Annotated in this window: 18 protein-coding genes; 14 read left to right on the top strand and 4 right to left on the bottom strand. The window is 68.9% G+C overall.

What is annotated here, in order from left to right:
- Positions 1–31: 31 nt before the first annotated feature.
- Positions 32–2,953, top strand: coding sequence for a M36 family metallopeptidase (locus tag OHA18_RS12775; RefSeq protein ID WP_329004263.1), 2,922 nt, complete (start codon positions 32–34; stop codon positions 2,951–2,953).
- A 60-nt stretch (positions 2,954–3,013) separates the two neighbouring features.
- On the opposite strand, the gene OHA18_RS12770 is transcribed toward OHA18_RS12775, so the two are convergent.
- Positions 3,014–3,556, bottom strand: coding sequence for a PadR family transcriptional regulator (locus OHA18_RS12770; RefSeq protein WP_329004262.1), 543 nt, complete (start codon positions 3,554–3,556; stop codon positions 3,014–3,016).
- 111 nt (positions 3,557–3,667) lie between these two features.
- Here OHA18_RS12770 and OHA18_RS12765 point away from each other — a divergent pair, with 111 nt between their 5' ends.
- Both OHA18_RS12765 and OHA18_RS12760 read left to right on the top strand, forming a co-directional pair.
- Entirely contained in the window at positions 3,668–4,516 is an 849-nt protein-coding gene (locus OHA18_RS12765) for an SDR family NAD(P)-dependent oxidoreductase (protein WP_329004261.1), read from the top strand.
- Positions 4,513–5,343: an SDR family NAD(P)-dependent oxidoreductase gene (locus OHA18_RS12760; RefSeq protein ID WP_329004260.1), complete on the top strand. Its 831-nt coding sequence runs from the start codon at positions 4,513–4,515 to the stop codon at positions 5,341–5,343. The genes OHA18_RS12765 and OHA18_RS12760 overlap by 4 nt, the downstream gene beginning before the upstream one ends.
- Positions 5,344–5,405: 62 nt before the next feature.
- Here the strand turns inward: OHA18_RS12760 and OHA18_RS12755 are convergent, their stop codons facing one another.
- A complete protein-coding gene (locus tag OHA18_RS12755) occupies positions 5,406–6,416 on the bottom strand; it encodes a LacI family DNA-binding transcriptional regulator (RefSeq protein WP_329004259.1) in 1,011 nt (336 codons plus the stop codon).
- Positions 6,417–6,703: 287 nt separating this feature from the next.
- Here OHA18_RS12755 and OHA18_RS12750 point away from each other — a divergent pair, with 287 nt between their 5' ends.
- From OHA18_RS12750 to OHA18_RS12740, 3 genes are all read left to right on the top strand, one after another.
- Positions 6,704–7,606, top strand: coding sequence for an amidohydrolase family protein (locus OHA18_RS12750; protein WP_329004258.1), 903 nt, complete (start codon positions 6,704–6,706; stop codon positions 7,604–7,606).
- Positions 7,603–8,163, top strand: a complete 561-nt coding sequence (locus tag OHA18_RS12745; RefSeq protein WP_134120866.1) for a cysteine dioxygenase — start codon at positions 7,603–7,605, stop codon at positions 8,161–8,163. The genes OHA18_RS12750 and OHA18_RS12745 overlap by 4 nt, the downstream gene beginning before the upstream one ends.
- A gap of 103 nt (positions 8,164–8,266) precedes the next feature.
- Positions 8,267–9,085: a class I SAM-dependent methyltransferase gene (locus tag OHA18_RS12740; protein ID WP_329004257.1), complete on the top strand. Its 819-nt coding sequence runs from the start codon at positions 8,267–8,269 to the stop codon at positions 9,083–9,085.
- A 309-nt stretch (positions 9,086–9,394) separates the two neighbouring features.
- Here the strand turns inward: OHA18_RS12740 and OHA18_RS12735 are convergent, their stop codons facing one another.
- On the bottom strand, positions 9,395–10,489 hold the full coding sequence (locus tag OHA18_RS12735; RefSeq protein ID WP_329004256.1) for a TIGR03118 family protein: 1,095 nt from the start codon (positions 10,487–10,489) through the stop codon (positions 9,395–9,397).
- Positions 10,490–10,621: 132 nt separating this feature from the next.
- Here OHA18_RS12735 and OHA18_RS12730 point away from each other — a divergent pair, with 132 nt between their 5' ends.
- Positions 10,622–11,014, top strand: a complete 393-nt coding sequence (locus tag OHA18_RS12730; protein WP_329004255.1) for a RidA family protein — start codon at positions 10,622–10,624, stop codon at positions 11,012–11,014.
- A 62-nt stretch (positions 11,015–11,076) separates the two neighbouring features.
- Positions 11,077–11,883: a PhzF family phenazine biosynthesis protein gene (locus OHA18_RS12725; RefSeq protein WP_329004254.1), complete on the top strand. Its 807-nt coding sequence runs from the start codon at positions 11,077–11,079 to the stop codon at positions 11,881–11,883.
- A 12-nt stretch (positions 11,884–11,895) separates the two neighbouring features.
- Here OHA18_RS12725 and OHA18_RS12720 read toward each other — a convergent pair whose 3' ends face one another.
- A complete protein-coding gene (locus OHA18_RS12720) occupies positions 11,896–12,519 on the bottom strand; it encodes a hypothetical protein (protein ID WP_329004253.1) in 624 nt (207 codons plus the stop codon).
- 375 nt (positions 12,520–12,894) lie between these two features.
- On the opposite strand from OHA18_RS12720, the gene kdpF reads away from it, so the two are divergent.
- The 6 genes from kdpF (at position 12,895) to OHA18_RS12690 (ending at position 20,634) form a co-directional block, all read left to right on the top strand.
- Positions 12,895–12,975: a K(+)-transporting ATPase subunit F gene (gene kdpF, locus OHA18_RS12715; protein ID WP_329006097.1), complete on the top strand. Its 81-nt coding sequence runs from the start codon at positions 12,895–12,897 to the stop codon at positions 12,973–12,975.
- The gene (kdpA, locus tag OHA18_RS12710) at positions 12,975–14,636 is read left to right on the top strand and encodes a potassium-transporting ATPase subunit KdpA (RefSeq protein WP_329004252.1); all 1,662 of its coding nucleotides are present in this window, start codon (positions 12,975–12,977) and stop codon (positions 14,634–14,636) included. The genes kdpF and kdpA overlap by 1 nt, the downstream gene beginning before the upstream one ends.
- A 92-nt stretch (positions 14,637–14,728) precedes the next feature.
- Positions 14,729–16,726, top strand: a complete 1,998-nt coding sequence (kdpB, locus tag OHA18_RS12705) for a potassium-transporting ATPase subunit KdpB (RefSeq protein ID WP_329006096.1) — start codon at positions 14,729–14,731, stop codon at positions 16,724–16,726.
- A 13-nt stretch (positions 16,727–16,739) separates the two neighbouring features.
- Positions 16,740–17,372 (top strand): potassium-transporting ATPase subunit C, encoded by a 633-nt coding sequence (locus tag OHA18_RS12700; protein ID WP_329004251.1) that lies wholly within the window; start codon positions 16,740–16,742, stop codon positions 17,370–17,372.
- Positions 17,373–17,389: 17 nt separating this feature from the next.
- Entirely contained in the window at positions 17,390–19,960 is a 2,571-nt protein-coding gene (locus OHA18_RS12695) for a sensor histidine kinase (protein ID WP_329004250.1), read from the top strand.
- Positions 19,957–20,634 (top strand): response regulator, encoded by a 678-nt coding sequence (locus OHA18_RS12690; RefSeq protein WP_329004249.1) that lies wholly within the window; start codon positions 19,957–19,959, stop codon positions 20,632–20,634. The genes OHA18_RS12695 and OHA18_RS12690 overlap by 4 nt, the downstream gene beginning before the upstream one ends.
- Positions 20,635–20,671: the final 37 nt, after the last annotated feature.

The following is a 20,671-nucleotide window of genomic DNA, read 5'->3' as shown; positions in this document are numbered from 1 at the left end:
TCCGCTAATACGAACTTCATGGAGATTTGCTGTGACCACATCACGCAGAGGGCGGGGGCTCCTGGCAGTCTCAGCCGTCTCCGCGGCCGCCGTCGTGCTGGCCATGACCGCCGGTGGCGCGGACGCCGCGCAGAAGACCGGCCCTGAGGCCAAGAAGCCGGCGCAGGCCGACAAGCAGGCATCGAGCAAGGAGCGTAAGGGCAACTACGACGCCCGGACGCCGAACGCCAAGACCACCTACGCCCGCTCCGCCAAGGTGCAGGGCAAGGAGACGGCCGCGGCGAAGAAGTTCCGCGACTCGCTCGGCACCCAGGGCGTCGTCCAGGTCGACCCGAACACCGGCACGCCGGCCCAGGTCACCAAGCTGAACGGCTTCCTGACCGGCAAGAGCGGCAAGAAGGCCACCGACGTCGCCCTCGGGTACGTGAAGGCCCACCCGGAGATCTTCAAGCTCTCCGCCGCGGACCTCGGCACGCTGAAGCTGCGCAAGGACTACGTCGACGACCTCGGCACCCACCACATCTTCTGGACCCAGGTGGTCGACGGCGTCGAGGTCTTCGGCAACGGCCTGAAGGCCAACGTCACCAAGAACGGCCAGCTGATCTCCGTGATGGGCTCGCCCGTCGCCGGCCTCACCACGGCCGCGCAGGCGCGGTCCGCCGAGGCCGCGCCGAAGGTCACCGCGGCCGGCGCCCGGAGCGCGGCGATCAAGGACGTCGGCGGTACGGCGAAGTCCGCGACCGCGTCCAGCTCCGGTGTGAGCACCAAGTGGAGCAACGGCGACACCGCCCAGCAGGTGTGGTTCCACACCGCCGACGGGCTGCAGAAGGGTTGGCTGACCTACACCAACTCCGGTGGCGAGAACATCTACAGCCACGTCGTCGACGCCCAGACCGGGGCCACCCTCTACCGCAAGGACCTGGTCAGCGAGGGCAACGGCGACGCGCTGGTGCAGGACTACTACCCGGGTGCCGCCAAGGGCGGAACGCAGCGGGTCGAGAACCTGATCTACAACAAGTGGCTGCCGAAGAACGCGAAGACCCTCCTCGACGGCACGTCGGTCGCGGCCTTCGCGGACATCAACGACGACAACCAGCCGAACGCCGGCGAGACGGTCAAGGTGCCGGGCACCGCGACCGGCGGCCAGTACAAGCTGACCACCTTCCAGAACGCGTCGTCGTTCTGCTCGGCCGCGTTCATCTGCACCTGGGACCCGGCGAAGCCGGACTCCTGGAAGACCAACATGAACCAGGACGTCACCAACGCGTTCTACCTGGCCAGCAACTTCCACGACTGGCTGGCGAAGCCGCCGATCAGCTTCACCCCGGCGGCCGGCTCGTTCGACGCCGCGGGCGGCGACCCGGTGCACCTGAACGCGCTGGACGGCGCGGCCACCGCCGCGAACGGCGGACCGGACGCCAACCACATCGACAACGCGAACATGTCGACCCCGCCGGACGGCACCCCGCCGACCATGCAGATGTACCTGTGGCACTTCCCGGGGACGACCGACGCGCAGGAAGGCTACGTTCCGTCCAGCGGCGCGAACGACGCCAGCATCCTGTACCACGAGTACACCCACGGTCTGTCGAACCGCCTGGTCGTCGACGCCACCGGGAACTCCACGCTGAACAGCATCCAGGCCGGCTCGATGGGCGAGGCCTGGAGCGACTTCTACGCGATGGACTACCTGGTCTCGCACGGCCTGGAGAAGGACACCACCGCTCCGGGTGAGGTCCTCGAGGGCCGGTACGTCTCGCACGGCGAGCTGTTCCGGACCCAGGCGATCGACTGCCGCGTCAAGGCAGTCAGCCCGAACTGCATCCAGCCCGACGGCTCGAAGGGCGGCTACACCTACGCCGACTTCCCGACCATCGGCGGGACGCCCGAGGTGCACGCCTCCGGCGAGGTCTGGGCGCAGACCCTGTGGGACCTGCGCGAGCGCTTCGGCCGTAGCTACGCGATGAGCATCATCACCCGCGCGATGGAGCTGTCGCCGGCCGACCCGACGATGCTCGACATGCGCAACGCGATCGTCCAGGCCGACCTGGTCGCCAGCGGCGGCAAGAACGCCGACACCATCTGGACCGTCTTCGCCAACCGCGGCATGGGCTGGTACGCCGGTGTCATCGACGGCGGCGACTCGTTCCCGGCCGAGGACTTCCACAAGCCGCCGACGGGTGCGACCACGACCCTGACCGGCACGGTGAAGGACAAGGACACCGGTGCTCCGGTGGCCGGCGCACTGGTCTACGTCGGTGGCCACTCGTCCGGCTACGCCGGTGACTACGCCGGTACGACCGATGCAGCAGGCAACTACGCCATCACCGGCGTCGCGCCGGGCACGTACCCGAAGCTCGTGATGTCCGCTCCGGGGTACGAGCTGCTGGTTCAGTCGGCCACGGTCAAGCCGGGCGCCAAGGCGAACTTCACGCCGCGTCGCAACTGGGCCGCCTCCTCCGGCGGTGGCACGGTGGCCGACTTCAACGGTCCGGACTTCAGCCCGCAGTGTGGGCCCGGGTTCGCGATCGACAACGCCCAGGGCACCGGCTGGGGCAGCACGACCGGCGACGACAACGGCACGCCGACCAACCAGATGATCGAGAAGCACATCGACATCAAGCTGCCGGCGAAGGTGAACGTCAGCGGGTTCAACATCGACCCGTCCAACACCTGTGGTGACCCGGGCAGCGCTTCGACCGGTGGCTACCGGGTGGAGACCTCGGCCGACGGCACCACCTGGGCGGTCGCGGCGTCGGGCACCTTCGACGCCACGAACCGGGGCAAGTACAACCTGGTCAGCCCGACCGGCAACGCGACCGGCATCCAGTACGTCCGGTTCGTGATGACGAGCCCGCAGGTTCCGGACTTCGAGACGAACTGCCCCGACGGCGCTTTCGGCGGCTGCCAGTTCACCGACATGACCGAGCTGCAGGTCTTCGGCACCAAGTAACCCGCAGTACCCCTCCCGCGAAGGCCGGCCGAGCACCCGCTCGGCCGGCTTTCCGGTGTTTCAGGACTGCTTCGTGGGTTTGGCGGGTGGGACGGTTTGGGCCCATTCGGCCCAGTCGGCGAGGGCGGAGTACAGGCGGATGCCGGCCTCGATGGTGACGCGCATCGACTGGGTCTGTTCGCTGTAGCCGAACTCGCCGCGGTCCTTGCGGGCGGCGTAGTCGCGGTACTGGTCGGCGAGCTCGCGGTAGTAGCTCGCTTCGGTCTCCAGGTGGCGTTGCAGCTCGTCGGTCTCCATCATCCAGAAGAACAGCGAACGCAGCAGCGGCTGGAGCCGCATGGTGTGGTCGACATCGACCTCGGTCAGCCAGCGCTTCACCTCCGCGACGCCGGCATCGGTGATCCGGTACGCCTTCCGCCGCCGCGGTCCCTCGCTCTCGACCTCGACCAGGCCCTCGGTGGCGAGCTTGTTCAGCTCGGCGTAGATCTTCGGGTGCTGTGCCGGCCAGATCGAGCCGAGCACCTCGGTGAACCGCCGGGCCAGGTCGTACCCGCTGGCCGGCCCCTCGGCAAGCAGCCCGAGCAGCCCGTGCCGCAGTGACATATCCGCCTCCTTCGCTGGACGGCCATCTTGACATGTCCCTTCGGACATGTGCATGCTCTCATATGTCCCTAGGGACATGTCCTAGAGAACATCTCAAGCTGGGGAGTCGATATGACGGAGGGACGTGCGGTTCTCGTCACCGGAGCGACCGGCGGCATCGGTACGGCGACAGTTCGGCTACTGGAGAGCCGGGGCTTCACCGTGTACGCCGGTGCGCGCGGACCGGCTGAATTCGAGCCGGGAGTGCGGGTGCTGCCGCTGGATGTGGCGGATCCGGAGAGCGTCGCCGCGGCGGCGAAGCGGGTCGCCGGCGAGGTGGACGGGCTGTGGGCGGTGATCAACAACGCGGGAGTGATCGTGCAGGGGCCGCTGGAGTTGGTGCCGGCGGACGAGTGGCGACGACAGCTTGAGGTGAACACGCTCGGGCCGGCGTCGGTGATCCGCGAGTTCCTGCCATTGCTGCGTGCGGGCGGGTCTGCGGGGCGCAGCGCTGGGCGGATCGTGAATGTGAGTGCGGCGACCGGGCGGGTCGCGATGCCGTTGCTGGGCGCGCTGTCCGCCAGCAAGGCGGGACTGGAGGCCCTGTCGAACGCGCTGCGGCTGGAGCTGGCTGCGTGGAAGATCCCGGTGGTCGTGATCGAGCCGGGGACGACGGAGACGGAGATCTTCGCTCGGGCCGGTGCGGCCGCGGATGCGTCTCTGCAGCGGGCCGATCGGGAGCGGGTGGAGCTCTACCAGGCGCATCTGGCGGCGTACGAGAAGGCGATGAGCCGCTTCAAGCCGGGGCCGGTGGAGAAGGTTGCCGAGGTCATCGTTCGGGCAGTCGAGGCGCGACGCCCCCACCGCCGGTACGCCGTCGCCGAGGCCCGTACCCTCGGCGCCATCCTGCCGAAACTCCCGGCCGGGCTTCGGGACCGGATCCTCACCACCGCCGTCGGCCTGAACGGAATCAAGCCGTGAGTACGGTCGTGCTGATTGGTGCGACGTCGGGCCTTGGACGCCAGGCTGCCGAGCAGTTGGCCGCGGGTGGGCATCGGTTGTTCTTGGTGGGAAGGGATCCGGACCGCGCGGCCGCCTTGGCCAACCGGTTGCCTGACGCAACGGTTATTGCGGCGGATGTTTCGGTGCGGGCCGGGATCGAGAAGGTCGCCGCCGAGGTTCCCGGGCGGATCGACGTACTGATGAACAACGCGGGCGTGATGACGCCGAGGCGGCAGGTGACGGCGGAAGGCGTCGAGCTGAATCTCGCCGTACACCATCTGGCGCCGTGGTCCGCGGTCGCGTTGCTAGGCCCACTGATCCCACCCGGCGGGCGGATCGTGAACGTGAACTCCGAGGGCCATCGGTCGCCGATGCGAGGTGGAGCGGTCCGGCTCGATCCGGCGCGGCTGGTGGATGGGGTGGAGTCGTTCGATCCGTTCCTGACCTACAGCCGGAGCAAGCTGGCCAACCTACTGTTCACGTACGAGCTGCAGCGGCGGCGCCCGGAGTGGACTGTCGTCGCCGTACATCCGGGCGTGGTGCGGACCGACCTCGGCCGGCAGTTCCCGCGTTTGCAGGTCGCGGCCATCTCGGCTTTCGCAATACCGGCGCGACGTGGCGCCGAGCCGGTGGTCCGCCTCGCGGCCGGGGACGAGCCGCCAACCGGCTACTACGACCGATTCACCAAGGTCCGCTCATCCGAGATCTCGTACGACGAGGAACTCGCCCGCCGGGTGTGGTCGGCGGCCGAGGAACTGCGGCCACATGATGGTTCGTCTGTCCGGATCATGGACAACGAACAGTAAGTGCAGTGGATTAGTCTAGTTTCGATCGCGTGGAGCCTGTCGCGCATCGGTTGCCGACCTGCCTAGCTGGACGGCGGGGCGGCGACCGAACCGCGCTCGATCAGGGTCGGGGTGAGGGTGGTCCGGCGGACGCGGCGATTGGTGTCGACGGCGGAGGTGACTCGCGAGACGACGTGGCTGACCAGCTCGTCGAGCGGCCAGTGGAACGTCGACAGCGGCGGCGTGAGCAGCTGGGACATCGGCTGGTCGTCGTATCCGAGCAGGGACAGGTCGTCCGGGATCTGCAGACCGAGCTCGCGGCTCGCCGCGTACACCCCGAAGGCCATGGAGTCGGCGAGCGCGAGGATGCCGGTCGGGCGTTGGGCGGTGGTCAGCAGCGTCCGGGCGACGTCCGTCGCGCCGGCCAGATCGTGTGGGCACTGCAGCAGGCGGATCACGAGTCCGAGGTCGGCCGCCACGCGCTGGGCGATCTCCTCGGCCGGGCGCTCCACCTCGAAGCGGCGGGTCGGGCTGAGCACGGCGACAGTGCGGTGGCCCGCGTCGGCCAGCCGGCGCAGCGCCGTACTCACGCCGGTCTCGTTGTCGAGGATCACCTCGGACTTCGCCTTCGCGCCGGGCAGGGCGTCGCCGATCGCGATCACCGGAGCCTGCTTGGTGATCTCCGCCCACTCCTTGGCGGCCGGGTCGATCGGGATCACCACGATCGCGTCGGCGCGGTGGTCGACCAGGTGCTGGGCGAGCTCGAGCTGGCGGTCCGCGTCACCGGCGGAGTCGATGATCCAGGCATTCCGGTCCGGGGCGAGGAGCTCGCGGCCGAGCGCGGCCGCGACCCGTTGCTGCCAGAGGTCTTCGAGGGACGCGCAGAGCACGCCGATCGAGCCGCTGCGGCCCGAGGCGAGCGCGCGGGCGACCGGGTCGGCCTGGTAGCCGAGGCGGTCGGCAGCGTCCTGGACCCGCTGCCGGGTCTCGGGCGTGCCGTGCAGACCGCGCAGAGCGTACGACACGGCGGCCATCGAGAGCCCGGTCTCGGCGGCGATGTCCTTGAGGGTTGGCCTCCGACCGGTTCCGGACATGTCCACGACCATAACCGTCCCCATGGACAAAACCAGCCGCCACCGCCGACCGGCTCAGGGGTCAACCCCTCAGATGGTCGGTTGGCACCCAGTCTGCGGGTGGGACAACCGGCGAGCTCCGGGGTTGACCCCTCAGACGTCCGGGGAGGGAGCGCGGGCGTCCGGGTGGGAGGGAGCGCGGGCGTCCGGGGGGCGAGAAGGCTACTTGACAACGGATGCTTTGAAGCGCTTCACTCTAATCATCCTGAAGCGCTTCAATCTGATCAAACCGCGGAGAGGGGGAGCCGATGATCGACGTCCACCAGCACCTGTGGCCGGAAGCGTTCGTCGACCGGCTCCGGGCGCGCCGCGAGCCGCCGTACCTCGACGGCTGGACACTCCACACCGCGACCGAGGCGCCGTACGACGTGGATCCCGCGGCGCACGAGATCGGCAAGCGGGTCGCGCTGGAGCAGGACGCCGGCACGACGCTCGCCCTGGTGTCGCTGTCGAGTCCGCTGGGCATCGAGGAACTCGGGGACGCCGAACTGCTCGCCGCCTGGCACGAAGGTGCTGCGCTGTTCCCGCAACCGTTCAAGGCCTGGGCGTCCATCGACCTGCTCGAGCCCGACGCGCGGCAGCTGGAATCCCTGCTGGACAAGGGTTTCGTCGGACTGCAACTGCCCGCCCACGTGCTCGGTACGCCGACCTCCTGGGAAGCACTGGGTGAGTTGCTGTGGACCGCTGAGCGACTGAGCAAGCCGATCTTCGTGCATCCCGGCGCGGCCCGATCGACCGATGCGCCGTGCTGGTGGGCGCCGGTCGTCGACTACACCACTCAGCTACAGGCGGCCTGGTGGGCGTGGCATGCGTTCGGCGGACGGCGCTCGTACCCGGGCCTGCGGTTGTGCTTCGCGGCCGCGGCCGGTCTCGCGCCGGTGCACCACGAGCGGCTGGCCGCGCGCGGCGGGCGGCTCGGCACCATCGACCCCAATCTGTACGTCGACACCTCGAGCTACGGCCCGCAGGGGATCGACGCGGTCGCGCGGATCCTCGGCATCGACCAGGTCGTGCACGGCACCGACCGGCCGTACGCCGGGACCACCGACCTCCGCCAAGGCGATGCCGCGACCGCGGTGATCCGCCACGACAATCCACACCGGCTGCTGTTCGGCGCCGGTGTACCTACTCCTGAGAGGGGAGTGCAGTGACTGCCCAGCCAATCGACGTACCGAACGTCCCGGCTCGCCAGGCCAGCCGGCTCGTGGAGCTCAACGACTGTCTGTCGCTCGACAACCTTCCAGGACGTGATCTCACCCCTGACGAGCTGGCCGAGCTGGCCGGCGGTCTCGCGGCCCAGCCGCACCTGTGGGAGGACAAGGTCGCGTACAGCGACGACGAGCGGGTCTTCGCGTCGCTGCACCGCGACGCCAACGTCGACGTCTGGCTGATCTGCTGGACCCCGGTCAACGACACCGGCTGGCACGACCACGACGTCTCCTCCGGCGCCGTCGCGGTCGCCCGCGGCAAGCTCGTCGAGCACAACCTGGCGATCGGCGTCGAATCGGTCGAGACCGAGATCGAGGCGGGCGACGTGTACGGCTTCGGCCCGGACCACATCCACCGCGTCGTCGGCCTGGACAAGGGCAGCGTCACCGTCCACGCCTACAGCCCACCCTTGTGGCGCATGGGTCAGTACTCGGTCAAGGACGGCGTACTCCGCCGGGTCTCCGTCTCCTACGCCGACGAACTCCGCCCGCTCGACTGAGTCACCGCAGCGAACGGGACAGCCCGGGGCAGATTGATCTGCCCCGGGCTGCCCCGTGATCTGGCCTGCCTGGGGCGGGGTTCTGTGTTCAGACTCGGGTGTCATGACGATGCACGTGGAGCTCGAGGAGCACTACAGCGAGCGGTACGACGAAGCGAGCCGGCTGGGGTCGACGGTCAAAGGCCGGCTGGAACTGGCTCGGGTACAGGATCTGCTCAACCAGTACCTGCCACCGCCTCCCGCGGCAGTCGCCGACATCGGCGGCGGACCCGGGGTTCATGCGAGCTGGCTGAAACATCGAGGGTACGACGTCGAGCTGATCGACCCGGTCGAGCGGCACGTCCGGCAGGCGACCGCCGCCGGGATCAGCGCCGTACAAGGGGATGCCCGCCGGCTGCCGTGGGACGACGAGGAGTTCGACGCGGCGTTCGTGGCGGGGCCGATGTACCACCTGCGGGAGGCGGAGGAGCGGCAGCTCGCGCTCCGCGAGGCGATGCGGGTGACGAAGCTCGGCGGGTTCGTCGCGGTGGTCGCGATCAACCGGGCGGCCAATCTGATCGGCTCCACCCTGGCCAACACGTTGATCGAACGGCAGGCGGTGGTGACGGACATCCTGCGGGACGGGTACAGCCCGCGGAACGATCGGATGGCGCACACGACGTACCACACCGTCGCGCAGCTGCGGGCGGAGCTCAACCACGCCGGGCTGCGCGGGGTGACCATCCACGGGCTGACCGGTCCGGGCGGCTGGCTGACCGTGATGATCGACGCGCACTACGGGGACCGGCCGCTCCCCGACAGTCTCCAGGAGCCGGATCCGCTGCGTACGGCGCTGGAGTGCGCACGGCTCGCGGATCGGTATCCGGAGATGGTGCAGTCGAGTTCGTTGCTGTTCGGGGTAGGCCAACGAGTAGATCTCTGACTAACGTCAGAGAATGGGAATCGGCGTGGTCAGGAAGTTCAATCGCCTGGTTACCCAGCGGGTCGCGGCGATGGACGAGGTGTCACGGGTTGTTGCTGATGGCAACGTTGTGCTCGGAGCCGGTCGGATGTGGTGCGGTCAAGTTGCACGGGTCCGATCCGGCCGAGCTCAAACGGATGTGGGTGTCACCGGATGCGCGCGGGCTCGGGCTGGGCGATCGCCCTCTACCGTTCCTCGGGCTACGAGGAGGTGCCGGCGTTCAACGCCGAGCCCTACGCGCATCACTGGTTCGAGAAACCTCTCTGAGAACTACTTGCGCAGTAGGCCGAGCAGACCGTGGGTCTCGTTCTTCGGGCCGGCGGAGAACCACAGCGCGTCGGTGCCGCCGGTGGTTGCCGTGCCTTGGAGGAGGGCCCAGAGGCCGTCGATCACCAGGGTCCGGCCGTGAGTGTTGCGGACCTGGTCGGTGAGCGCGAACCTGCCGTGGGACTTCGGCTGCAGGATGTTGATCCGGCCGTCGCCGAAGTTGCCGACCAGGAGCGTGCCGGTGGGCTCACCCCAGGATGCGGGCGCGAACGCCACGCCCCACGGCGCGTTCAGGTCGCCGCGGGAGGCGACCCGGGTGACCAGTTTGCCGTCGACCGTGTACTCGTCGACGAAGCCGAGCCCACGCCCGGCCTGGCTGCGCCCGGTCTTCGGGTCGGGCTTGGCGTAGGTGACGAAGATCCGCCCGTTCAGGGTCTGCGCGTTGAACGGTGCGTAGCCCTTCGGCAGCGAGAAGTCGCGGAACGCCCACCACGGCAGCTTGACCGGCTGGAACGCGCTGTCGAACACGTCGACCCGCCCCTGCGCGAAGTTGGCGGCGTACAGCCGGTCGGAGGTCGGCGAGATCGCCAGCCCGGTGTAGGCGGCGCCGGGGGTGGTGGCCTTGATCTCGGCGGCACCGATCGCCGGGGTGACCGGCGGACCCCAGGCGGCGATCTGGCCGGTCAGGGTGGCGAAGATGAACCGGGCCGGCCCGCTGACCGTCCCGTTGCTCAGCACGAACCCGGTGCCGGCGTTGTTGACCTGCCCGGTCGGCAACGGCACCGTCACCCGGACCGTGGGCACCTTGGTGGCGGTGGTCGCCCCGGGCGCGGACGAGTAGAGCGTGGACGACGACGTACCGGCGTTCGACACCCACAGCGGTGTGGTGGCGCCGAGGGAGAGACCCCACGCGTTCACCAGATCGGGATCCTGCAGCGCGGCCTTGCCGGGCAGATCCGACACCAGATTGACCTGCTGTACGTCGAGTGGCGTGTGCCGGGACTGGTGTGCGCTGGCGGGTGCCGGTGCGATCAGTGCGAGGCCGCTGACGACTGCGGCCGCCGCAGCGAGGGGACGGCCTTTCGAGCGAAGTGACATGTCACTTTCCTGTCGGTCGGAATGCGGAACACCATCGATACGGCCGGGTGGGCTAGGCGGTTCAATCGCGGCAAGGTAGACATGAGCGGTGAGCCTCGGGGTGGGGAGCACGATGAGCAGCAGGGGGAGCAGATGCCAGAACTCGCGATCGAGCCGTTGAACCCGTCGATCCTGCCGATGTCGGGCAAGTACAGCCATGGCATCCAGGTCGACGGCGCACAGCGGATGGTGTTCGTCAGCGGGCAGGTGCCGTGGGGCAACGAGCACGGCCGGGTGCCGGAGACGTTCGAGGCGCAGTGCCGGATGGTCTGGCGGAACGTGCTGGCGGTGCTGTCCGAGGCGGGGATGGGGATCCGGAACCTGGTGAAGGTGACGACATACCTCTCCGACCGGCAGTACCGCGCGCTGAACGGGAAGATCCGCGAGGAGGTCCTCGGCGCGCACGCCCCGGCCCTCACCGTCGTCATCGCCGACATCTATGCGGAGAACTGGCTGCTCGAGATCGAGGCTGTCGCGATGGCCTGAGCGGTCCACCGGGTGCCGAAGTGGCTATGGAAACCGGTAGCGGTCCTGATTAGCGTCGAGCTATGAGGATCAGGGTTGTCGACGCGTTCGCCGATCGTCCGTTCACCGGGAATCCGGCCGGGGTGTGCCTCCTCGACGCAGGGGAATGGCCCGACGAGGCCTGGATGCTGGCCGTCGCTGCCGAGATGAATCATGCCGAGACCGCGTTCGCCCGGCCGTCGGAGCGGGCCGACGCGGACTGGGATCTGCGCTGGTTCACGCCGACCCTGGAAGAGAGGCTCTGCGGCCACGCCACGCTCGCGACCACGCATGCGCTGGCCGCGGACGGCAAGGTGTCCGGGAAGGTCGCCTTCGCAACGCGCAGCGGCATCCTGACCGCGACCGTCGCGGACGACGGGATCATGCTGGACTTTCCGGTCAACCGGCCGTTCGAGGTGCCGGCTCCGGAGGAGCTCGGAGCGGCGTTGGCTGTCGAGTTCGCCGAGGTCTACGTCGCGGGCGAGCTCCGCGATCTCCTGGTCGTCGTCCGGGACGAGGCGACGGTGCGCGCGGTGGTCCCCGACTACGACGTGATGGCCGGGATCATCGAGCGCGAGAAGCTGCGGGGAGTGATCGTGACGGCGCAGGGTACGGAGTACGACTTCGTCTCGCGGTTCTTCGCGCCGGGCAGCGGGATCCCGGAGGACCCGGTGACCGGGAGCGCACACACCAGTCTGGCGCCGTACTGGGGCGAACGCCTCGGGCGGAACGAACTGGTCGGGTACCAGGCGTCCGCCCGAGGCGGTGTCGTCCAGGTCAGCTCATCCGGCGACCGCGTCTACCTGAAGGGCCAGGCGATCACAGTCCTGGACGGTGAACTCCTCGTCTAGGCCGTGTCCGGCCTAGGCCCAGGTCTCGGCGTGGGTCGCTATGCCGTTCGGGGCGATGAGTTCGGTGACGACGTCCTCGGCGTCGGCGTCGAGCGCCTCGAACGGCGGCTCGGGTACGACGTACGCGCGTGCTCCGGCGACCATCTCGATACCCGGCAGCTCGAACCAGGCCTCGCCGACCTCGCGACTGATCTCGTAGATGGCCTGCTCGGCGGAGTCGACCGGCTCCCGCTCGCCGGACTCGTCCAGCTCGGCCGGGTGCCGTTCCTGCGCGGCCCGGCCGGCCTCCAGCAGCGCGTCCAGGTCGACCACGCGCAGGTCGAACCGCGACACGACGCTGATCACGTGGTCCGGCTCGACGTCCTCCTCGTCCTCGTCGTCGACCGAGTCGTCCAGCAGCAGCGGCGTCGTACCCGTGTGCTCGAAGACGGCGTCGTTCCAGTCCTCGACCACGCCCTCGAGCGCGGCGTTGTGCTCGAAGAGCTCGGTGTTGTCCTCGTCGCCGGTCATCGCGAGCAGCGCGTCGGTGTGGGCCTGCAGGCGTTCGGCGAGCTTCCGGCTCGCCTCGGCCAGCGCGGTCCGGGTGTCCGCGGAGAAGAACTGCTCTGCGGGGGCGGGGGTGTCCAGTTCAGTCACGTGCGGGATCTTCCCTTGTCTGTCGGTGGGGATGCCAGCCGTAAGTATGTGAGAAGCCTGTGAGAGCTGTGTCAGCGGGTGTGAGAGGCCTGCGAGAACCCTCCTGACCGGACAGCTAGCGGTGTGCAGTGAATGCATGAGCACTTTCACCGCGAGGTCGTGGCGTCATGCATGACGTGATCTACCTCGCCGTCACCGTCGTCGTGTTCGCGGCCGTCTGGTTCGCGCTGCGTGGAGTGGAGAAGTTGTGAGCGCCGAGACTCTGCTGATGCCGCGACTTCGTCGCGGCGAGTCATTGGGCTGTAACTCCCGGCCTTCCCTCGTCGCTCCGGTCGCTTCGCTCCCTCCGCTCCTCAGTCCAGGCCGGGAGGCCCAATGACTATCGCCGGCCTGGTCGTGGCCGTTGCTCTGGTCCTCTATCTGATCGCCGCCCTGGTCTTCCCCGAGAGGTTCTGATGTCCGACACCGCAGCCGGCCTGTTGCAGGTCGGCCTCCTGCTCGCGTGCCTGGCGGCCGTCTACCGCCCGTTCGGCGGCTACATGGCCAGGGTCTACACGTCCGGCAAGGACCTGCGCGTCGAGCGCTGGACGTACAAGCTGTTCGGCGTCGACCCGAAGGCCGACCAGACCTGGCCCGTCTACGCCCGCTCGCTGATCGCGTTCTCCGCGCTCAGCGTCATCCTGTTGTACCTGCTCCAGCGCCTGCAGCACTGGCTGCCGCTGTCGCTGGGCCTGCCGAACGTCGAGTCCGGGCTGGCGTTCAACACCGCCGCGTCCTTCGTCTCGAACACCAACTGGCAGAGCTACGTTCCGGAGGCGGTGATGGGCCACCTGGTCCAGTTCGCCGGCCTCGCGGTGCAGAACTTCCTGTCCGCGGCCGTCGGGATCACCGTCGCGATCGCCCTGATCCGGGGCTTCTCCCGGTCGAAGACCGACCGGGTCGGCAACTTCTGGGTCGACCTGGTCCGGACCGTGCTGCGCGTGCTGGTCCCGATCGCGGTCCTGGGTACCGTCCTGCTGGTCGCGATGGGCGTCGTACAGAACTTCTCCGGCGGGCACGAGGTCACCTCGGTGGTCGGCCAGACCCAGCACCTCCCGGGCGGCCCGGTGGCCAGCCAGGAGGTCATCAAGGAGCTCGGCACCAACGGCGGTGGCTACTACAACGCCAACTCCGCGCACCCGTTCGAGAACCCGAACCCGCTGTCGAACCTGTTCGAGATCTTCCTGATCATGGTCATCCCGGTCTGTCTGACCCGGACCTTCGGCGTGATGGTCAAGGACAAGCGTCAGGGCTACGCGATCCTCGGTGTGATGGGCACGATCTGGGCCGCCTTCGTCTTCCTGGCGACGCTGTTCGAGGTCCAGGGCGCGGGTACTGCGACCCAGGCCGCCGGCGCCGCGATGGAGGGCAAGGAGACCCGCTTCGGTGAATGGGCGTCCTCACTGTTCGCCGTCTCGACGACCGGTACGTCGACGGGCGCGGTGAACTCGATGCACGACTCGTTCACCCCACTCGGCGGTGGCGTGCCGCTGTTCCACATGATGCTCGGCGAAGTGACGCCCGGCGGTACGGGGACCGGCCTGTACGGCATGCTGATCCTCGCCATCCTTGCGGTGTTCGTCGCGGGCCTGATGGTCGGCCGCACACCGGAGTACCTGAAGAAGAAGATCACCGCGCGCGAGATGAAGCTCGTCTCGCTGTACATCCTGACGACGCCGACCGTCGTCCTCGTCGGCGCCTCGCTCGCGATGGGACTCGCGGTGGCCCGGGCGTCGATCCTGAACACCGACAGCCCGCACGGCTTCTCCGAGGTGCTGTACGCCTTCACCTCGGCGGGCAACAACAACGGCAGTGCGTTCGCCGGTATCAGCGCGAACATCCCGTTCTACAACACGGCGCTCGGGCTGGTGATGCTGCTCGGCCGGTTCGTCCCGATCGTGTTCGCACTGGCGCTGGCGGGCTCCCTCGCCCAGCAGCAGCCGGTACCGGTGACCCAGGGCACGCTGCCCACCCACAAGGCCCTGTTCGTGACGATGCTCGTCGGCGTCGTCCTGATCGTGACCGGCCTGACCTACTTCCCAGCTCTGACCCTCGGACCCCTCGCGGAGGGACTGTGACCACGATCGTGAAGACCCCGCCGTCCCCGGCCCCGAAGAAGGCCGCGGACACGGTGGCGAAGAAGGCGCCGTCGGGTGCGTTCGACCCGAAGATGCTGCTGACGTCCTTGCCGGACGCGGTGAAGAAGCTCGACCCGCGGCTGATGGTGAAGAACCCGGTCATGTTCGTGGTCGAGGTGGGCGCGGCCGCGTCCACGATCAAGGCCGTCACCGACCCCAGCGTGTTCGTCTGGTGGATCGTGGTCTGGCTCTGGCTGACCGTGATCTTCGCGAACCTGGCGGAGGCGGTCGCGGAAGGCCGCGGCAAGGCCCAGGCCGAGACGCTGCGCCGGGCCAAGACCGAGACCACCGCTCGCCGCATGTCCGGCGACAAGGAGGAAGAGGTACCGGCCGCCCAGCTGCGGCTCGGTGACCTGGTCGTCGTCGAGGCCGGCCAGATCATCCCCGGCGACGGTGACGTCGTCGAGGGGGTGGCGAGCGTCGACGAGTCGGCGATCACCGGCGAGTCGGCCCCGGTCATCCGGGAGTCCGGCGGCGACCGCAGCGCGGTCACCGGCGGCACCAAGGTGCTGTCGGACCGGATCGTCGTGAAGATCACCACCAAGCCCGGTGAGAGCTTCATCGACCGGATGATTGCCCTGGTCGAGGGCGCCTCGCGGCAGAAGACGCCGAACGAGATCGCGCTGAACATCCTGCTGGCCAGCCTGACGATCGTGTTCCTGATCGCCACCGCGACCCTGCCGACGTTCGCGAACTACGCGCACACGAACCTGAGCATCGTGATCCTGGTGGCCCTGCTGGTCGCCCTGATCCCGACCACGATCGGTGCGCTGCTGTCCGCGATCGGTATCGCCGGCATGGACCGGCTCGTCCAGCGCAACGTGCTGGCGATGTCCGGCCGTGCGGTCGAGGCCGCCGGTGACGTGAACACCCTGCTGCTGGACAAGACCGGCACCATCACGCTGGGCAACCGGCAGGCGTCGGAGTTCATCCCGGTCGGGGGTGTGAACGACACCGAGCTGGCCGACGCGGCACAGCTGTCCAGCCTCGCCGACGAGACGCCGGAGGGCCGGTCGATCGTCGTCCTCGCGAAGACCGGGTACGGCCTGCGGGAGCGCCACACCGGCGAACTGCCGCACGCGCACTTCGTCGAGTTCACCGCACAGACCCGGATGAGCGGCGTCGACGTCGACGACCGGCAGATCCGCAAGGGTGCGGCCGGCGCGGTCAACGCCTGGATCAACCAGCACGGCGGGTCGATCGACGCGCAGCTCGGCGAGATCGTCGACGGGATCTCGGCCTCCGGCGGCACTCCGCTGGTCGTTGCCGAGAGCATCGGAGGCAAGGCCCGGGCGCTCGGCGTCATCCACCTCAAGGACGTCGTCAAGGCAGGGATGCGGGAGCGGTTCGACCAGATGCGCGCGATGGGCATCCGGACCGTGATGATCACCGGTGACAACGCGCTGACCGCGAAGGCGATCGCCGAGGAGGCTGGGGTCGACGACTTCCTGGCCGAGGCGACGCCCGAGGACAAGATGGCGCTGATCAAGAAGGAGCAGGAGGGCGGCCGGCTGGTCGCGATGACCGGTGACGGCACCAACGACGCTCCGGCGCTGGCGCAGGCCGATGTCGGCGTGGCGATGAACTCCGGTACGTCGGCCGCGAAGGAGGCCGGCAACATGGTCGACCTCGACTCCAACCCGACCAAGCTGATCGAGATCGTTGAGATCGGCAAGCAGTTGCTGATCACCCGCGGTTCGCTGACCACGTTCTCGATCGCGAACGACGTGGCGAAGTACTTCGCGATCCTGCCGGCCCTGTTCGCGGCGGCGTACCCCGGTCTGGACAAGCTGAACGTGATGGGACTGCACTCGCCGGAGTCGGCGATCGTGTCCGCGATCGTGTTCAACGCGCTGATCATCGTGCTGCTGGTGCCGCTGGCGCTGCGCGGCGTCCGGTACAGGCCGTCCTCGGCGTCGGCGATGCTGCGGCGCAACCTGCTGGTGTACGGCGTCGGCGGTCTGATCAGCCCGTTCATCGGTATCAAGCTCCTCGACCTGGTGATCTCCTTGATCCCCGGTCTGCGCTGAAAGGTAGTTGTTCATGGCAAGCAACTTGCCGGGCTCAGTCCGGCAGTTCGGAGTGGCGCTACGGGCGCTGCTCGTCTTCACGGCGATCCTCGGGATCGTCTACCCGCTGGTGATGACCGGGGTCGCGCAGGCGCTGTTCCACGGCAACGCGAACGGCTCGATCGTCGAGGTGAACGGCAAGGCCGTCGCCTCCGACCTGATCGGCCAGGCGTACACGATGGACAGCGGCAAGAAGGACGACGACGGGAAGGCGATCATGGTCGCGGACCCGAAGTGGTTCCAGACCCGGCCGTCGGCAAGCTCCTACGACGCCGCGGCCAGCGGCGGATCGAACCTCGGTCCGAACAACGCCGATCTGGTCACGGCCGTGCAGGACCGTCGCAAGGAGGTGGCGGCGCTGGAGGGTGTCGACCCGTCCCAGGTCCCGCCCGACGCGGTCACGGCCAGCGGCAGCGGGCTCGATCCGGACATCAGCCCGGCGTACGCCACCCTGCAGGTCAACCGGGTCGCCCGGGAGCGAGGCCTCGGCGTGGACCAGGTCCGGCAGCTGGTAAAGGAGAACACGGAGGGTCGCACCCTGGGATTCCTGGGTGAGCCCCGCGTCAACGTGGTGAAGCTCAACACTGCGCTCGCAGCGCTGGGCTGAACTGAGAGCATGGCGGTATGAGCAAGAACGGCCGTGGGCATCTGCGGATCTATCTCGGGGCCGCGCCCGGCGTCGGGAAGACGTACAAGATGCTGGGGGAGGGGCAACGGCGCCTCGCCCGGGGGACCGACGTGGTGGTCGGATTCGTCGAGACCCACGGCCGTGAACACACCGCGGAGATGCTCGCCGGGCTCGAGGTGATCCCGCGGCGGATCATCGACTACCGGGGCGCGAGCTTCACCGAGCTGGACATCGACGCGGTGCTGGCGCGGCGGCCGGAGGTCGCGCTGGTCGACGAGCTGGCACACACCAACGTGCCGGGCAGCCGGAACGAGAAGCGCTGGCAGGACATCGAGGAGCTGCTGGCCGCCGGGATCGACGTGATCTCGGCGGTCAACATCCAGCATCTCGAGTCGATCAACGACGTGGTCGAGAAGATCACCGGCGTACCGCAGCAGGAGACGGTCCCGGACCGGGTGGTCCGGGCCGCGGACCAGATCGAGCTGGTCGACATGACGCCGGAGGCGCTGCGCCGGCGGATGGCACACGGCAACATCTACACCGCCGACAAGGTGGACGCTGCCCTAGGCAACTACTTCCGGGTCGGCAACCTGTCCGCCCTGCGTGAGCTGGCGTTGCTGTGGCTGGCCGACCGGGTGGATGCGGGCCTGCAGCAGTACCGGCAGGAGCACGACATCGACTCGACCTGGGAGGCCCGGGAGCGGGTCGTGGTCGCGCTCACCGGCGGTCCCGAAGGCGAGACGCTGATCCGGCGCGCCGCCCGGATCGCCGCGCGGTCCTCCGGTGGGGACCTGCTCGCCGTCCACGTCGCCCGCTCGGACGGTCTGACCGGGGCGAACCCGAGCCAGCTGGCTGCGCAGCGCAACCTGGTCGAGAAGCTCGGCGGGACCTATCACCAGGTCGTCGGCGACGACATCCCGTCCGCCCTGCTGACGTTCGCGAAGGCCGAGAACGCCACCCAGTTGGTGCTCGGCGGCAGTCGCCGTTCGCGGATCGGCTCGCTGTTCACCGGGCCGGGGATCGGCGCCACCACGATCCGCGACTCCGGCGATATCGACGTACACCTCGTCACGCACTCGTTGATGGGTCGTGGGCGGTTGCCCCGGCTGCGGGGGAGTCTGTCCCGGCGCCGGAAGATCCAGGGTTTCGTGCTGTCGATCGTGCTGCCGCCGGTGCTCGCACTGGTGCTCGGGCTGGGCGGCGACACGCTCAACCTGACCAGCAACGTGCTCGCGTTCCTGCTGGCGGTGGTCGTGGTGGCGCTGGTCGGCGGGATGTGGCCGGCGATGGTGACCGCGGTCGGCGGGTCGCTGGTGCTCAACTGGTTCTTCACACCGCCGAAGCGGACCTTCACGATCGCCGAGCTGAACAACGCGCTGGCGCTGCTGATCTTCGTCCTGGTCGCGGCGATGGTGAGTTCGGTCGTCGACCGGGCGGCTCGGCGGACCAGGCAGGCGGCCCGGGCGGCCGCGGAATCGGAGACGTTGGCGACTTTGGCCGGATCGGTACTGCGAGGTGAGACCGCCCTGCCCGCGCTGCTCGAACGGGTGCGCGAGGCGTTCGGGATGACCGGGGCGTGTCTGATGGAACGTGTGGACGACGACGAGCTGACCGAGGTCTGGCGACCGTTGGCCACGGCCGGCTCCCTGACCTGCACCCGTCCGGAGGAGGCCGACGCGGAGATTCCGGCGCGGGACGACCTGGTTCTGGTCCTGCAGGGTCATCAGCTGGAAGCGGACGAGCGACGGCTGGTCGGGGCGTTCGCGGCCCATGCCGCCGCGCTGGTCGACCGCGCCCGGCTCAGCGAGGCCGCCGCCGAGGCGAAGCCGCTGGCCGAGGCGGACAAGCTGCGGACGGCGCTGTTGCGGGCCGTCGGCCATGATCTGCGGTCCCCGCTCGCGTCGGCCAAGGCTTCCGTGACGAGCTTGCGGAGCGACGACGTCGAGTGGAGCGAGTCCGAGCGGGCCGAACTGCTGGAGACCGCGGACGAGTCGCTGGACCGGTTGTCGCGGCTGGTGGACAACCTGCTCGATCTGAGCCGGCTGCAGGCCGGCGTACTGCCGGTCTTCACGCGGCCGATGGCGCTGGACGAGATCCTGCCCGGCGTCCTGGCCGAGCTCGGTGACGAGGCCGACAAGGTGACGGTCGACATCCCGCACACACTGCCGCTGGTCGAGGCCGATCCGGCGCTGCTGGAGCGTGTGGTGGCGAACCTGCTGGCGAACGCGATCCGCTACTCGCCGCCCGGGCGCCCGCCGCTGATCACCGGAAGCGCGCTCGGCGACATCGTCGAGGTCCGGGTGATCGACCGGGGCCCGGGGATCCCGCGCCAGGACCGGGACCGGGTGTTCGCGCCGTTCCAGCGGCTCGGAGACACCGACAACACCGTCGGCGTCGGGCTCGGGCTGGCGCTCGCGCGCGGGCTCGCCGAGGCCATGCACGGCACGCTGCAGCCCGAAGACACCCCGGGCGGCGGTCTGACCATGGTGGTGTCGATCCCGACCGCCACCCTCCGCCCGACCGACGCCCCGGTCCCGGGAGCACGCGAACGATCGGAGCAAGAGTGACGAGAGTCTTGGTGGTCGACGACGAACCGCAGATCGTGCGGGCGTTGCAGATCAATCTGAAGGCGCGCGGGTACGAGGTGCATCTGGCCGGCACCGGTACGTCGGCGTTGAAGGTTGCCGCCCAGCATCCGCCGGAGCTGGTGATCCTCGACCTGGGGCTGCCCGACTTCGACGGCGTGGACGTGATCCGCGGGCTACGGGGCTGGACCGACGCGCCGATCCTGGTGCTGTCCGGGCGGACCGACCAGACCGACAAGGTCGAGGCCCTGGACGCCGGCGCGGACGACTACGTGACCAAGCCGTTCGGTATCGACGAGCTCCTCGCCCGGATGCGCGCAGTACTCCGCCGCAGCAACATCGCGCAGGACCAGCCCGTCGTCACTGTCGGAGGTGCCGTCGTCGACCTCGCCGCGAAGCGGGTCACGCTGGAGAACGGCGAAGACATCCGCCTCACGCCGACCGAGTGGCACCTGCTGGAGGTCCTGGTCCGCAACCCCGGCAAGCTGATGTCCCAACGCCAGCTGCTGACCGAGGTCTGGGGTCCCGGCTACGAAACCGCCAGCGGCAACCTCCGCTTCTACATGGGCCAGCTCCGCCGCAAACTGGAGCCCGACCCGGCCCGCCCCAAACACCTCCTCACCGAACCAGGCATGGGCTACCGCTTCGAGCCGTGAGACTGTGTCCGTTTCGTTCAAGACGCCGAGGTGAATC

It is taken from the genome of Kribbella sp. NBC_00709, assembly GCF_036226565.1.
Classification (GTDB): Bacteria; Actinomycetota; Actinomycetes; order Propionibacteriales; family Kribbellaceae; genus Kribbella.
This window is presented reverse-complemented; position numbering and strand designations above follow the sequence as displayed.